The organism is Pseudomonas sp. NPDC087615, assembly GCF_044743445.1.
Lineage (GTDB): Bacteria > Pseudomonadota > Gammaproteobacteria > Pseudomonadales > Pseudomonadaceae > Aquipseudomonas > Aquipseudomonas baetica_A.
In genome coordinates, this window is record NZ_JBIUWM010000063.1 from 1 (window position 1) to 14193 (window position 14193).

At 57.6% G+C, this 14193-nt stretch carries 12 protein-coding genes and 1 pseudogene; 9 read left to right on the top strand and 4 right to left on the bottom strand.

Annotation, left to right across the window (positions count from 1 at the left end; all coding sequences use genetic code 11):
- Window positions 1-48: 48 nt before the first annotated feature.
- Window positions 49-477: pseudogene (locus tag ACIOU6_RS23795) on the top strand (STAS domain-containing protein); the annotation flags it as partial.
- 201 nt (window positions 478-678) lie between these two features.
- On the opposite strand, the gene tal reads toward ACIOU6_RS23795, so the two are convergent.
- Together tal and ACIOU6_RS23805 are read right to left on the bottom strand one after the other, a co-directional pair.
- On the bottom strand, window positions 679-1605 hold the full coding sequence (tal, locus tag ACIOU6_RS23800; RefSeq protein ID WP_401139063.1) for a transaldolase: 927 nt from the start codon (window positions 1603-1605) through the stop codon (window positions 679-681).
- Window positions 1606-1807: 202 nt separating this feature from the next.
- On the bottom strand, window positions 1808-2770 hold the full coding sequence (locus tag ACIOU6_RS23805; protein ID WP_221733201.1) for a glycosyl hydrolase family 5: 963 nt from the start codon (window positions 2768-2770) through the stop codon (window positions 1808-1810).
- Window positions 2771-3058: 288 nt separating this feature from the next.
- Here ACIOU6_RS23805 and ACIOU6_RS23810 point away from each other — a divergent pair, with 288 nt between their 5' ends.
- The 8 genes from ACIOU6_RS23810 to ACIOU6_RS23845 all read left to right on the top strand — a co-directional run bounded on the left by ACIOU6_RS23810 (window position 3059) and on the right by ACIOU6_RS23845 (window position 12635).
- Complete coding sequence (locus ACIOU6_RS23810) at window positions 3059-3499, top strand: low molecular weight protein-tyrosine-phosphatase (protein WP_221733200.1); 441 nt, start codon at window positions 3059-3061, stop codon at window positions 3497-3499.
- Window positions 3500-3538: 39 nt separating this feature from the next.
- Complete coding sequence (locus tag ACIOU6_RS23815; protein WP_401139064.1) at window positions 3539-5767, top strand: polysaccharide biosynthesis tyrosine autokinase; 2229 nt, start codon at window positions 3539-3541, stop codon at window positions 5765-5767.
- A gap of 31 nt (window positions 5768-5798) precedes the next feature.
- The gene (locus ACIOU6_RS23820; protein ID WP_221733198.1) at window positions 5799-6881 is read left to right on the top strand and encodes a glycosyltransferase; all 1083 of its coding nucleotides are present in this window, start codon (window positions 5799-5801) and stop codon (window positions 6879-6881) included.
- A gap of 14 nt (window positions 6882-6895) precedes the next feature.
- Window positions 6896-8008, top strand: a complete 1113-nt coding sequence (locus tag ACIOU6_RS23825) for a polysaccharide pyruvyl transferase family protein (protein ID WP_221733197.1) — start codon at window positions 6896-6898, stop codon at window positions 8006-8008.
- Window positions 8005-9237: a phosphoribosylaminoimidazole carboxylase gene (locus ACIOU6_RS23830; RefSeq protein WP_401139065.1), complete on the top strand. Its 1233-nt coding sequence runs from the start codon at window positions 8005-8007 to the stop codon at window positions 9235-9237. The genes ACIOU6_RS23825 and ACIOU6_RS23830 overlap by 4 nt, the downstream gene beginning before the upstream one ends.
- On the top strand, window positions 9228-10331 hold the full coding sequence (locus tag ACIOU6_RS23835; RefSeq protein WP_221733195.1) for a hypothetical protein: 1104 nt from the start codon (window positions 9228-9230) through the stop codon (window positions 10329-10331). The genes ACIOU6_RS23830 and ACIOU6_RS23835 overlap by 10 nt, the downstream gene beginning before the upstream one ends.
- A 12-nt stretch (window positions 10332-10343) precedes the next feature.
- Window positions 10344-11387, top strand: coding sequence for an acyltransferase family protein (locus ACIOU6_RS23840; protein WP_401139066.1), 1044 nt, complete (start codon window positions 10344-10346; stop codon window positions 11385-11387).
- 111 nt (window positions 11388-11498) lie between these two features.
- On the top strand, window positions 11499-12635 hold the full coding sequence (locus ACIOU6_RS23845; protein WP_401139067.1) for an SGNH/GDSL hydrolase family protein: 1137 nt from the start codon (window positions 11499-11501) through the stop codon (window positions 12633-12635).
- 31 nt (window positions 12636-12666) lie between these two features.
- Here ACIOU6_RS23845 and ACIOU6_RS23850 read toward each other — a convergent pair whose 3' ends face one another.
- Both ACIOU6_RS23850 and galU read right to left on the bottom strand, forming a co-directional pair.
- Window positions 12667-13077 carry a mannose-1-phosphate guanylyltransferase gene (locus tag ACIOU6_RS23850; RefSeq protein ID WP_401139068.1) on the bottom strand — a complete coding sequence of 137 codons (411 nt, stop codon included), beginning with the start codon at window positions 13075-13077 and terminating at the stop codon, window positions 12667-12669.
- 44 nt (window positions 13078-13121) lie between these two features.
- The gene (galU, locus tag ACIOU6_RS23855; RefSeq protein WP_126364920.1) at window positions 13122-13955 is read right to left on the bottom strand and encodes a UTP--glucose-1-phosphate uridylyltransferase GalU; all 834 of its coding nucleotides are present in this window, start codon (window positions 13953-13955) and stop codon (window positions 13122-13124) included.
- Between the last annotated feature and the right edge of the window lie 238 nt (window positions 13956-14193).

The following is a 14193-nucleotide window of genomic DNA, read 5'->3' on the forward strand; positions in this document are numbered from 1 at the left end:
AACGGGATTATCCACGTCGGCGTTCAGGCAGGCAACTTAGTCCAGTAGTTTGTCGGGGTATGTAGGCTTTACCCGTGTTCGGGGTTGGTTTCGTATATTGAGAAAATCTTCACCGCGCTGAATTTCAACGCGATCGTGATCGATTTGACCGAAACCCGCAGCATCGACAGCACCACGTTGGGTCTGTTGGCCAAACTGTCGATCCTGTCGCGGCAGAAGGTCGGCCTGCTGCCGACCGTCGTCACCACCCACGATGACATCACCCGACTGCTGCAATCGATGGGCTTCGAGCAGGTGTTCAACATCGTCAATCACCCGGTGCCATGCCCGGAGTGCCTGGACGACCTGCCTGATCAGGACCAGTCGGAAGAGGTGGTGCGGATCAAGGTGCTTGAAGCGCACAAGATCCTCATGGGGCTGAACGATTCCAATCGTGAAGCTTTCCATGATCTGGTGAATGCCCTCGAACGCCATTGATCCTATGACGTCAGGTTGCCTGGGCAGGCCCCTTCGCGAGCAAGCCCGCTCCCACATTTGATCTGTGTCGAGCAAAGATCCCCTGCGGGAGTTTGCTTGCTCGCGAAAGCGTCAAATCTGACGATACATTTGCCAGTGCTGGCGCAATGAAAAAGGGCGAACCTGTGAGGGTTCGCCCTTTTTGCATTTCACTCAGTCAGATCACAACTTAGCTTGCAACAGCGCCTCAAGCTTCTCTTGGTCGCGAGCAAACTGACGAATACCTTCAGCCAGTTTTTCGGTCGCCATCGCGTCCTCATTGGACAACCAGCGGAATTGCGCTTCGTTCAGGCTCAGACGTGCTTCACCGGCATTGCCTGGCGCCAGTTTGCGCTCAAGTTTGCCAGTGTCCGCCGCCAGCTTGTCGATCAGGTCCGGGCTGATGGTCAAACGGTCGCAACCGGCCAGTTGCTCAATCTGGTTCAGGTTGCGGAAGCTCGCGCCCATGACTACGGTCTTGTAGTCATTGGCCTTGTAGTAGTTGTAGATGCGCGTCACGGACTGCACGCCCGGATCGTCGGCGCCGGTGTAGTCGTTGCCGTTGGCCTTTTTGTACCAGTCGTAGATGCGGCCTACGAACGGCGAGATCAGGAACACGCCGGCATCGGCACATGCCGCCGCTTGAGCGAAGGAGAACAGCAAAGTCAGGTTTGTCTGGATGCCTTCCTTTTCGAGGACCTCTGCAGCGCGGATACCTTCCCAGGTCGAGGCGATCTTGATCAGCACGCGATCGCGGCCAATGCCAGCCTTGTCATACAACTCGATCAAGCGATGCGCCCGCTTGAGCACGCCTTCCTGATCGAACGACAGGCGCGCATCCACTTCGGTGGAGATACGGCCCGGGATAACCTTGAGAATTTCCTGGCCCACCGCGACGCCGAAACGGTCGCTGGCCAGGCCGAGATCACCCTTGCAGTCGCTGACGCAAGCGTTCAGCAATTCGGCATAAGCGGGGATGGCTGCCGCTTTGAGCAACAGGGATGGGTTGGTGGTGGCATCGACCGGTTTAACCCGGGCGATCGCTTCGAAGTCGCCGGTGTCGGCAACCACGGTGGTGATTTGTTTGAGTTGTTCCAGCTTGGAAGTCATGTGTGTGCTCTGTCCTGTGGGTTTGACGACATTACCCGAGCGCTGACAGCCACTCAAGGGCGGGTGCGTGTATCGATGGCCCCTGCGGCAACAACCTGAAAACGATTGTTTGAAAGGTAGGGCGCGGTATTGATGAGTTCGATAGCGAAACCGCCCACAGGTTCAAAGCAACCGACCTGCGCACAGATCAGTTACGCCACGTCTACTGAGCATTCAAGAGCGTTGCGGCGGCCGTTTTTGCCGGTTTCGGCTGACCGCCCGAGGTCAGAAAACCGAAGTTCTTCTCGCGATCGTTGCTGCCCGAATCGCTGTTCTTCCATTCGTATATTGATGTCAGCGGGATGTTGAGCTTTTTTACATCGGCGATGAACGCACTGATTTTGCTGGCTTGTCCGTCGTTCCCACCGTTGGAGGTGAGTGCCGATACACCCCACTCACTGATGACACCCGGCAAATGGAAGTTCTGTTGAATAAAGGCCTGCGCGTTGCTGATTTGCGCGGCCGTCATGCCGTAGGGGTGATAGGAAATGGCGTTCAGGCATTTGGGGTACTCACTGACGATTCGGTTTAGCGCAACGGTCGAAGCCGAACCCGCCGTCGGCGCGCGGGCGAAGCCGTAACCGACCCGTGGCGTGGATTGGGGTTTGCCTTGCAGCGACTTGCACACCGCGCTCATGAACGGCACAAACGTCGTGTCGAAATGGCGCGTCGGCCAGTAGGTTTCGAGGTCGGGTTCATTCCAGATTTCAGTGGCCACCAGTTGCGCGCTGTAGGCGTTTTCCAGGCCCGCCAACACATTGGCAAACGATTCGCCGGCGGCCTTCAGCTGACTATTGTTGCCGGGCGTCGCGGTCAGCGGTTTGATCGCGCGCACGGTCAACAGGACCGGCAAACCAGCGGAACCGGCCGCCGCAAAAGCATCGCTGACCTGCTGCTGATACGCCTTGGCGCTGAGGCTGTCGCTCCACACACCGAAACGCACAAAGCTGAAACCTGCTGCTTTGATGTGTGCAGCATCGTCGGCGGAAAAGTTCTGGATCTTCACCTGAACACCGATGGTTCTGGCGGGGAGGTTGGGAAACAGTTCACTGGCCTGCACGTGAGTGGCGGCACTGAGCGCCAATAACGCCGAGGCACTGAATCGAATGAGATGGGCGGATTTCATGTCTGCTCTCCAATGAGAAGTGACAACGGCGAATAGTTATCTCGTGACATTCTTTTTGAAACTAACAAGAGCGCTAAGTGCGCGAATGTTATTTTTTGTCAGAAATTCATTATCTGAAAATCACAGTTATTTTTGGTCCGGTAATTCTGGTTGGGGCGCTTTTAGGGCTGTGGTACTTAATACGCTGTATTAACAGGGCGAATCTATTTCTGAGTGCAGGAAGATCTAGTGGGTTCATTTAAACCGCTCTAGATGTTGGCAGTTTGATATTACACAGGAAAGTACACCTTGTTCAGAAAGATCCTTGTCGTCTGCGTGGGCAATATATGCCGAAGTCCGACTGCAGAACTCATGCTGCGTAACGCGCTGGCCCCCTCATCGATCACGGTTTCCTCCGCCGGCCTCGCCGCGCGGGTTGGCGAATCCATAGAGGCCTCGGCCCGTCAGGTGCTGGAAGACCATGGGCATAGCGCCGAGGGTTTCAAGGCGCGGCAACTGACCTCGGACATCGTTAATGAATCAGACCTGATTCTGGTGATGGAAAAAGAGCATGTAAAACAAGTATTGAACATGGCCTCTCACGCGAGGGGCAAAGTGTTTCTGCTCGGTAAGTGGCAAAGCGAGCGCGAAATACAAGATCCGTACCGTCAAGGCAAGGCCGCTTTTATTCATGCCCATGCATTGATTGAAGATGCTGTCAGCTCATGGGCACAACGTCTCGCGCGTTGATGAATATTCTTCAGATCAATGAATGGTAAGAACAGACTTATGCAGTTACCGTCAGTAATCGGCACCCGAGACAATGATCAAGACAGTATTGATCTGCTCGGCATATTCGGCAGTCTGATTGACCAGAAATGGTTGATTGGCGCACTGACCGGCGCCTTCATGGTCACCGGCGTTGCCTACGCGGTGTTGGCCACGCCCGTGTACCTGGCGAACGCGCTGGTTCAGGTCGAGCCGAAAAAGAACGACATGCTCGGCTTCGCCGATCTCAACAGCATGCTCGGTGGGCAATCGCCGTCGGTGACCGAAATCGGCATCATCAAATCCCGCGCCGTGATTGGCAAAACCGTCGACGATCTGCGTCTGGATATCGATGTCACCCCCAAGACCTTCCCGCTGATTGGCGCTTTTCTCGCTCGCCGTTATCGCGGTGAGACGGCGTTCAGCGTTGCGCCGCCGCGTTTTGGCCTGAACAGCTACGCCTGGGGTGGTGAACGCGTGGAGATCGCTCGGCTCACGCTGCCGAACGCGTTGCTGGGCAAGAAGCTCACGCTGATCGCCGGCGAACAGCAGCGTTTCCAGTTGTTCGATGATAACGACAACCTGCTGGCGCAAGGCGTGGCTGGCGAAGCCTTTGTTGAAGATGGCGTTGAGGGGCTGATCGCTCAGCTCTCGGCAAACCCCGGCACGCGCTTCGAAGTGGTGCGCAACCCAAGAATCGTGACCATCCAGGGTTATCAGGATGCGTTGGATATTTCCGAGCAAGGCAAGGAGTCGGGGATTATTCGTCTGGCACTGGCCAGTTCCGACGCGCCCGAGGCAGTGAAGATCCTCAACAAGATCGCGGCGTTGTATGTGCAGCAGAACGTCCAGCGCACCTCGGCGGAAGCGGCGCAGAGCCTGGCCTTCCTGCAGAGCCAACTGCCTCAGGTCAAGCGCGATCTGGCCAAGGCCAGTGATGCGCTCAACGCCTATCAGACCCGCGGCAAAACGGTAAACATCTCCCTGGAAACCCAATCGGTACTGGGCCAGACCGTTGCGTTGGACACGCGTATCTCCGAACTGAAAATGCAGCAGGCGGAGATGGATCGCAAGTTCACGCGACAGCATCCGGCCTACCGTGCGTTGATGTCGCAGATCGCTGAACTGACCCAGCAACAGAAGTCGCTGGAGAGCAAAGTCGGCGATCTGCCGGCCACGCAGCAGGAGTTGTTGAACCTCACCCGCGATGTTGAAGTCGCCTCGCAGATCTACACGCAACTGCTGAACAAATCCCAGGAACTGGACATCGTCCGCGCGGGTGCGGTAGGCAACGTGCGCTTGATCGACACGGCGGACGTCGACCTGACCAGTCCGGTCAAACCGAAAAAAGCCCTGATTGTGCTCATCGCCACTTTCCTGGGCGCCTTTGTCGGCGTCGCGCTGGTGTTGCTGCACAAGTCGCTGAGTCGCGGCCTGGAAGGGCCAGAAGCCATTGAGCAACTCGGTTTGCCGGTCTACGCGTCGATCCCTTACAGCACGCTGCAGCAGGAGGAGGACGGTAAGAAAGGTCGCGCTCGTGATGGCGTCGATAAACCGGCGTACCTGTTGGCCCTGCGCAACCCGACGGACTTGTCTATCGAGTCGATCCGCAGCCTGCGCACCTGCCTGCACTTCGCCGGGCTGGATTCGACCAACAACCGCATCATGATTTCCGGGCCGAGCCCGCAAGTCGGCAAGACGTTCGTCTCCTCCAACCTCGCGGCAGTCATGGCCCAGAGCGGTCAGCGCGTGGTGCTGATCGATGCCGACATGCGCAAAGGGCATTTGCACAAAACCCTCAACACCCCGATCAGCAATGGTCTGTCGGACCTGCTGGTCAAGCGCTGCAGCATCGAGCAGGCGATCAATAAGATCGAAGTCGACAACCTGCACTTCATCAGTCGCGGGCAGGTGCCGCCCAATCCTTCGGAGCTGTTGATGCACGTCAACTTCCGCGAATTGCTGGCGCAACTCAGCGAGATGTACGACGTGGTGATCATCGATACGCCGCCGCTACTGGCCGTGACCGACGCGGCGATTGTCGGCCGTGAAGCCGGCATCAGCCTGATCGTCACGCGCTTCGGTGTGAACCCGGCCAAAGAGATCGAGTTGACCATTCGCCGCTTTGCCCAGAACGGTATCGAGTTGAAGGGCGCGGTGTTCAACGGCGTCGAGAAGCGCGCAGCCAGTTACTACGGCAATGGCGGCTACGGCTATTACAACTACGAATACGCGTCCGACAAATCCTGAGTTGTCCTTACATGTTTGAAGTGGGTGAGTTGTGAAGAAAATACTGCACGTAGCAGAGACGATCAAAGGTGGCGTCGCGACCGTCATTCGGACGATCTCGGCATCGCCCGAAGGCGACGCGGCGAACTACCAACGGGTTTACCTGGTCCCGCAGGATCAGGAAAAAGAATTGCACGGCATTCCCGCGCCTCAGATCCGCACCTTCGCCCGAACCGGACGCAATGTGCCGTCGCTGCTGCGTTTCGCCTGGCGTCTGGCCCAGGTGATGCTCAAGGAAAAACCCGACGTGGTGCATTTGCACAGCACTTTTTCCGGGGTGATCGGCCGTTGCGTGTGCGTGCTGTTAAGGCCATGGCGCAAGCCGAAAATCGTTTATTGCCCGCACGCCTTTTCGTTCCTGATGGAAAGTTCGCCAATCAAGCAGAAGGCCTATGCGTGGATTGAGCGCGTGTTGCAGAAGGTCACCGACGTGATCATTTGCGTCAGCCAGTACGAACTGGATAGCGCCGCGAAATTTGGCATTGAGCGCAAGCGCATGACGCTGATCTACAACGGCATTCATCAACGCGATAACGCGCCGAAAGTCGATAGCGCGGAGTCGATTCATCTGCTGTTTGTTGGCCGTCTCGACTACCAAAAAGGCTTCGACGTGTTGCTCAAGGCTTTCGCCAAGGTGCAGCGCAGCGATTTGAAACTGACGGTGGTCGGCAGTGCGGTTAACGAAGATTCGGTCGAATGCCCACCAATGGACGCCGTTGATTACCTGCCTTGGGTCACGCCCAGCGAAGTTCAGGCGCTCTACCAGAAAGCCGATGCGCTGATTGTGCCCAGTCGCTGGGAAGGGTTTGCCATGGTGCCGCTGGAAGGCATGGCCATGGGCTTGCCAGTGATTGCCAGCAACTGCACGTCACTGCCCGAACTGGTTACCAACGAGGTGTCCGGTTACGTCTTCCCGAGCGGTGATCACCAGGCCCTGGCCGACGTGCTGGCGAAAATCCAGAAGCCCCGATTGCTCGACCTCGGCAACGAAGGTCGCAACATCGTGCGCGAGCGCTTCAGCGCCGCGTTGATGATCCGCCAGACCTACGACGTGTATTGCGCCCCCACTTATTAAGTAGAACTCAGCTTATGAACGTAACGATTTTGCATGGCTACAGTGCGTCCAACTCCGGTGACGGCTTGCTCGTGGATCTGGCGATTGCCCTGGTGCAGCGCAATTTTGGCGACGACACGGCGATCAGTGTCGTGGCCTCCGATCCCGAGTCCTTCAGCTACCTGCCGCACCCGCGTTTTGACGCGCCAGTGATGGCGGCCAAGGGATTGGGGCGGGTCAAGCAAGCGGTGTTCCTCAATCAGTCTTACGCAGGCCTTGCTGATCTGCTGAAGAAAACCGATCTGATTGTCGGCGTCGGCGGCGGCTACATGCGCTCCAAAAGTGCCTTCGAGCACATCAAGTTGAAACTGGGCCACGCCAAGCAACTGGAAACCGCGATCCTCAGTAACGTCCCTTCGATTTATCTGCCGCAAAGCATCGGGCCATTCCATGGCGAGAGCCGCAAGATCGTCGAGCACTACGCCCGCGCCGATGCGGTGTTCGTGCGCGACAACCGCTCCTCGGCGATGTTCGACGCCTGTGCAAACGTCTACCGCGCGCCCGATCTGGCGGTGCAGTCATTGGCCAGCAAAATCCTGCAGCAGCCGAAATTCACTCGCTGCGCGTCGTCGCCGGCAACCGTCTGCGTAGTACTGCGCAAGCCGCCGCAATGGAGCAAGGAAAAGAAAATCGCCTACGTGGCCAACCTGAAGTTGTTGCTGCAGCGGTTGAAGGGCAAAAGCAAAGTCGTCTGCGCCGTCCAGAGCGCCGTGCGCGGCAACGATGACGGCGCGTTTTATCGCGAACTGGGCATTACCGAAGACCTGCTGCCCTTGAAGGCGACGCTGGCCAAATATCAGCCGGATCTGGTGATCTCCGTGCGTTTGCATGGCGCCATCGAATCGCTGCTCAGCGGCGTTCCGGCATATCACATCAGCTACGAGCGCAAAGGCTTTGGTGCCTATCAGGACATGGGCGTGGAAGACTGGGTGATCAACGGTGGCGACATCCATGTCGACACCATCATCGACACGGTCTACGCGCCGAACGCACTGGTGAATTTCGGCAAGCGCCTGACCGACACCTGCCGCGAGATCGAGGCGAAAACCGTGGCCATGGACGACATCATCAAAGGTGTCGTTCGATGATATTTCGGCTACTGCTTCGCGGCGGAGCATTGGGCGCGAAGTTTTTGCTGGTGCTGGCCATCACCCATTTCCTCGGCTATGAGGCGTTGGGTTTTTACGGCGTGGTCATGGCGGCCTCGTTGATCGCGTCGAAGTTCTACAGCGTCGGTTTCAGTTCCGAGATCAATCGGTTGATCAGCGTCAGCGGCAGTTCGCGCCGGGTCGTCGACAAGGTCTTGCTGCTGTATCTGGCGGTGGGGTTGGTGTTGTCGCTGGTGACCGTGGGGATTTATTCACTGTTCCAGCAGGTCGAGGCGACGAGCGCGCTGATCCTCTGCGTGACGCTGGTGTTGCTCACTGAACATCTGTCGTTTGAACTCAACTCCTTCGTGTTTTCCGCGCAGAAAGCCACGGCGGGCGCGCTGCTGTTTTTCATCAAAACCGGGCTGTGGGCGGTTTTGGCGGTGGGCGGGATGATGCTCGGCTGGATCTCGGGGATTGTCAGTGTGTTGTGGCTGTGGGTTGCCGCCAACGTGCTGGTGATCGTCGCCGGTTACCTGATAGTGGTGAACGTTCACAAAGGCCGGACGAGCGGCACGCTAGCCACGGCCACCGTGTGGAAGGCCGGGTTGCCGTTTTATCTCGGCACCGGATTGATCGCGTTGAGTCAGTACGCCGAACGCTTTCTGATCATTGATCTGGAACCCTACGCCAGCCTCGGTAAATACGTGTACGCGTGGTCGGCGGCCAACACCTTGCAGGCTTTGTCTTACGCGGTGGTGGCGGTGGTGGGCACTCCGGTGCTGGCCAAGCGGTTTCAGGCCGATCAACAGCCGTTCACGGTCAAGCAATTGTTCGTGAACAAATGGGTGATGCGCTCGCTGCTGGTGTCTGCGGCGGTCGCGGTGGCGATTTATCTGTTCTTTAACGTGGTGCTCGATTACGTCGCCACCCCTGTGCCGCGTCCAGACAACGCGATCCTCGGCGTACTGATCTTTTCCTTTGCGTTGCGCGCCATTGGCGACATCGTCTGGGGTGGTTTGATCGCTTCGAAAAACAGCCGCGTATCACTGCTCAGTGCGGCCATTTGTCTGTTGATTTCGGTGCCGGTCAGCTACGTGCTGATCAAGCACTATTCGATCTACGGCGCCGCGTGGGGCAACGTCTTTGCGGTCATCGTTCAGCTCGGCGTCATTGCCGTGTTGACCCGTGTGACCCGGGCGAAAAAGGCTGCGCTGTCATGGGCCTGAAGCTGCCGTGCATCGAGTTTCGTGGCAAGAAACTCGATTCGTCGATCTCGTTCCTGATTTTGTTCACCGGGTTGTTTCTGTCGGTGGCCATGCCGCTGCTGATCCCCCGCGATCCGGGGCCGGATGCGATGACGTTGTGGTCGTCCTACGCCCGTGCCGACAACTGCAATTTCTGGAACCCGTTCTCGCCTGATCGCTCGTCCTACGAGTGTTCGGCGTTCCTGCTGCGGCCCACCGGGATCAACCTGACCAACGCCTGGGCCTACGGGATGTTCTGCAATTTTTTCCTCACGGCGATTCCGGTGGTGGTGTTCCGCCGCATGCCGCTGACGATTTTCGCCACCCTGTGCCTGTGGGGCATCGTTCGCTCGTTTTTCCTGGAAAACCTGACCAAGGAAATCATCGTGTCGGTGGCGGTGTTGAGCATTTTGCTCAGCTCGTTGACGCGCAAATACCGTGGCGGTTTTTTTCTGTCGGCGGTGATCTACGGCGTACTGATCCGGCCCTACTGGATTCTGTTTTCGCTGTCCTGGATCGGCGTCTGCGTGATGAAGAAGTACGTCTCGCGGTTTACCTTTTTCCTGATGCTGTTCCTGTTCTACCTGGCGGTCGCCATGGCCATTCAGGTGGCGCTAGGGTTTCCGGTGTCGTCGATCCGCGCCAGCAACAACGAGTTGCGCACGGCGGGCGAGGAGGGATCGAAATCGTTGATCGTGTCCTGGCTCAGCGGCAGTGACTTCGTCTCGCAAGCGCTGGACTCGATGATCATCTTCTTCCGGCTCTCGTTCCCGGTGGAGTTGATCCTGTTGTCCGGACCGGGGCAGGTGATCTTCGTCGCATTGATGATCATGACCGCGCTGCTGCTGTTCAAAGTCATCACTTCGACCGACTACAAAGGTGCGCCGATCCAGACCAAACCCAAGGAGCTGATCGCGATACCGCTGGCGTTTTTGCTGGTGCAAGGCCTGTTCGAGCCGGACTTCGGTTCCTTCGCCCGGCACTTCTCCATGGTGGTGCCGGTGCTGTTTGTCGGTCTGGGATTGATGCTGCGGGCCAACAAACCCGTGCAGGTCGAATCAAGAATTCTGAATTGAGGCGGGTGCTTTATGTCGAGCAAGAAAAAGTCCCTGGAGATCGAAACCCTGCGCGGCCTGGCGTGCCTGCTGTTGGTGCTCTATCACGTCATCGGTCCGTTGGGCGGTGGTTTGAAAATAGACATCGGCTCGCCGTTTCGAGTGATCGCCGACTCGATGGTGTATGTGCGCATGCCGCTGTTCACCTTCATTTCCGGGTACATCTACGCCCTCTACAAAATTCGCGGCAATGACTTTTTCGCGTTCTTCGCCGGTAAGGTGCGGCGGCTGATCGTGCCGTTGTTCTGCGTGGGCGTGCCGTTCTCGGTATTGCAAGCGGTGGGGCCAGGGGTCAACAAGGACGTTGGCGTGATCGACGCATTGTTGTCGTTCTGGGTGCCGATCAACCACTTCTGGTTCCTGCAGGCGGTGTTCATCATTTTCATGTTCGTCGGCCTGCTGGAGTGGCGTGGCTTGCTGCGTTCGGCGACGCGCTTGTACCTGCTGTTTGCCTTCGCGGCGGCGCTGTTTCTGTTGCCGCCGTTCAGGTTCGATGCGTTCGGGATTAACGGTGCGATCTACCTGCTACCGTTTTTTGTGGCGGGGATGATTGGTCAGGCAAACGTCAGCCAGTTGAAGCAGACATTCAAGGTGATCGGTCCGCTGGTGTTCGTGGTGATCTCGCTGACGTTGCTGTACGTGGCGGCGGTGGATCGGGAGTTGATTGTCGACCGCCGTAGCCTGATCGGGTTGACCGTGGGCAGCGTCTCTTGCTTCGCGCTGCTGTCGAGTGACATGCGCTCGAAGTGGCTGACGTGGTTGGGCGGCTATTCCTATGCGATTTTCCTTTTCCATGTGCTGTTCGCCGCCACGTCGCGGTTCGTGCTGGGACGTTTGGGCGTGAAGGATGAAAGTCTTCTGGTACTCGGCGGCGTTGCGTGTGGCTTGCTGGGGCCAGTGGTGCTGTCGCTGATTTTCAGTCGATTCAACTTCACGTCTGTGCTGTTTTTGGGTGAGCGGTCGGCGGCGAAGAAGCCGGTGGCAACCATCGCACCGGTTGCGCAGATCAATAGCTAAAAGCTTCGCGAGCAAGCCCGCTTGTACACATTGAATCTGTGGTGTTCACAAATCCCCTGTGGGAGCGGACTTGCTCGCAAACGGGGCATCTCAGACTGAAGGAATTGATGCATGGTTGCAGTAGATGATGTCCAACCCGTTTCGGCGTCGGTGATCGAGGTGGGTGATGCGCGCGAGCGCTTTGCTCAGTGGCGAGAAGGCAAGGCCGGCACAGTGTTGTCGGTCTCGGTGATCGGCGACAGCTACAGCGCCGGGCAGGATTTTTATCTGAACAAACTGGTGCAGCGGGTGGCCGGGGAGGTCGGTTTCGCCGGGCCTGGCTACGTTGGATTCAACCACGGCGCAGCGTTGGGTGGCACGCATTTCAAATACACGCGCAGCAGTGAAAAGTACTTCGGCGGTGACTGGCGGGTATCCGGCCTCGGTCAGGCCAGCCCGGATAGCCGCACCCTCACTGGCCGGCCCGGTTCATGGCTGCAAATAGACGCCCGCCCGACACCGGCCATCGACACCGCGATCACTCAGGCAAAGTTGCTTTACCTCGGCAACGGTGAATCCAGTGAAATCCGCTACCGCTGGACGCCATCCCAGAACTGGCAACCGTTGAAGCTCGCAGGTGTCGGGGTTCAGGAGGTGCCATTGCCGGGCACACCGGCCTCGGCTGATTGGGCATTCAAACTGGAAGTCGTGAAAGGCGCGCCCACGCTGTTCGGCGTGTGGATGAGCAACGATCAGAACGGCATTCGCGTCTCCAAACTGGCGGCGTCCGGCGCAGCGTCCGCCGATTTCTATCACCGCGACCCACAGTGGCAGACGCAGTGGAAAGCCGTGGTGTCGAAGATCCCTGCCGATATCTACCTGATCATGCTCGGGGGCAACGATCAGGGCTTTGGCGTGACGCCTGCGCAATATCTGCAGAACGTTCAGGGCCTGGTGGGGATGATCCGCGAGATTCAACCGGCGGCGAGCATCAACCTGATCATGCGGCAAGACACCACGCGCTCCAGTGCCTATCCGATGTCGGCTTACGCGCAGGTTTTAGCGCCTTGGGCGCGGGCGCAGCATCTGGGTTACGCCAACCTGCAATGCGCGTTCGGCGCCGACGTCAAACGTTACGCCGCTACGATGATCGGCCCGGACAAGATCCATCCGCAGCCAGCCACGGGCGGCAAGGTGATTGCCGACTATTTCTACCGCTGGATCGTGGGCGGCGGGGAAGGCAGCTGCAACGAAACACCTGCCCTGTGACCCACTTTGATCAGCTTGAAACGTTGTGTGTTCAAGCGTTTTCGAACGCATCCAACTGACTCAACAGTTCGGCGGTTTTCTGCGGCATCAACCGCGTATCACAACGGGTTTCCACGTTGACGATGATCGCCGGATCGTTGCAGCAGATACGCACACGAAAGCGCCAGTCGCTGAATATCACTTTCAGGCCATCGCGGTCATCCATCTCCAGCGCCTGCTCACCATAGATGTTTTTCAAATGCGCGAGCAGGGGATAGGGATCGGACATCGACCGGCGAATATCGCCGGACGAAGGAAACATGCCGATGCGCTCAACCAGCAAAATCGTGCCCAGCCACGACTCATTGGCGCTGGGCAATGGCTGATGACGTGACAACCAACTCATCACCCCTTGGTTGCCCACTTCTCGTTCAATGTCTGCCGAATGTTGTGCAATGTTCATGGTTGTCTGCCTGAAGTGGAGGGTGGGCGGGGGATGTGGCCGGTTTAGCGGCCCTTGAGGTACACGTTTTCGTAGCAGAAGTTGGTCGCCTGCAGATACCCTTCGGCGTCGCCGCAGTCGAAGCGCAAACCCTTGAATTTGTAGGCCAGCACGCAGCCGTTCTGCGCCTGTTTCATCAATGCGTCGGTGATCTGGATCTCGCCACCTTTGCCTGGCTGGGTGTCGGCGATCAGGTCGAAGATGTCCGGCGTCAGAATGTAGCGACCGATGATCGCCAGGTTCGAGGGGGCGTCCTGCGGCGCAGGTTTCTCCACCATGTTGTTGACCCGGTAGATGCCATCGGAAATCAACTCACCGGCGATCACGCCGTACTTGTGCGTCTGGTCGGCCGGGACTTCCTGGATGGCGACGATCGAGCAGCGGAATTTTTTGTAGAGCTGGATCATCTGGCTGAGTACGCCGTCACCTTCCAGGTTCAGGCACAGGTCATCGGCCAGTACCACGGCGAACGGTTCGTCGCCGATCAGTGGGCGGCCGCTGAGAATCGCGTGGCCCAAGCCCTTCATTTCCACTTGGCGGGTGTAGGAGAAGGTGCAGGTGTCGATCAGCTCTCGGGTGCCGGCGAGGAATTTTTCCTTCTCGGTGCCGCGAATCTGGTGTTCGAGTTCGTAGCTGATGTCGAAGTGGTCTTCCAGCGCACGCTTGCCGCGGCCAGTGACGATGGCCATGTGTTGCAGACCGGCGTCCCGCGCTTCTTCAACGGCGTACTCGATCAACGGCTTGTTGACGATCGGCAGCATTTCCTTGGGCATCGCTTTAGTGGCGGGCAAGAAACGCGTGCCATAGCCGGCAGCGGGGAACAAACATTTACGAATCATAAAAGTATCCTGGACAGTCATGGAACACAGGCGACGATGGCAGGCCATAACAAATGGCTGCAAGTTTCAATGATGATTGAAGGTCTACTTTAATACCTGAGTCAGGTTGTTAATGGCAATGAATTGAGGGGTAAAACATGACAATGTTATGAGATGTCGGTCAGCGCGTTATTAGTTATTTTTAGTCGGTATCTGTTGATAGTGATAAGCGCACTTGCAGTGCTAATAAGTACCGGGC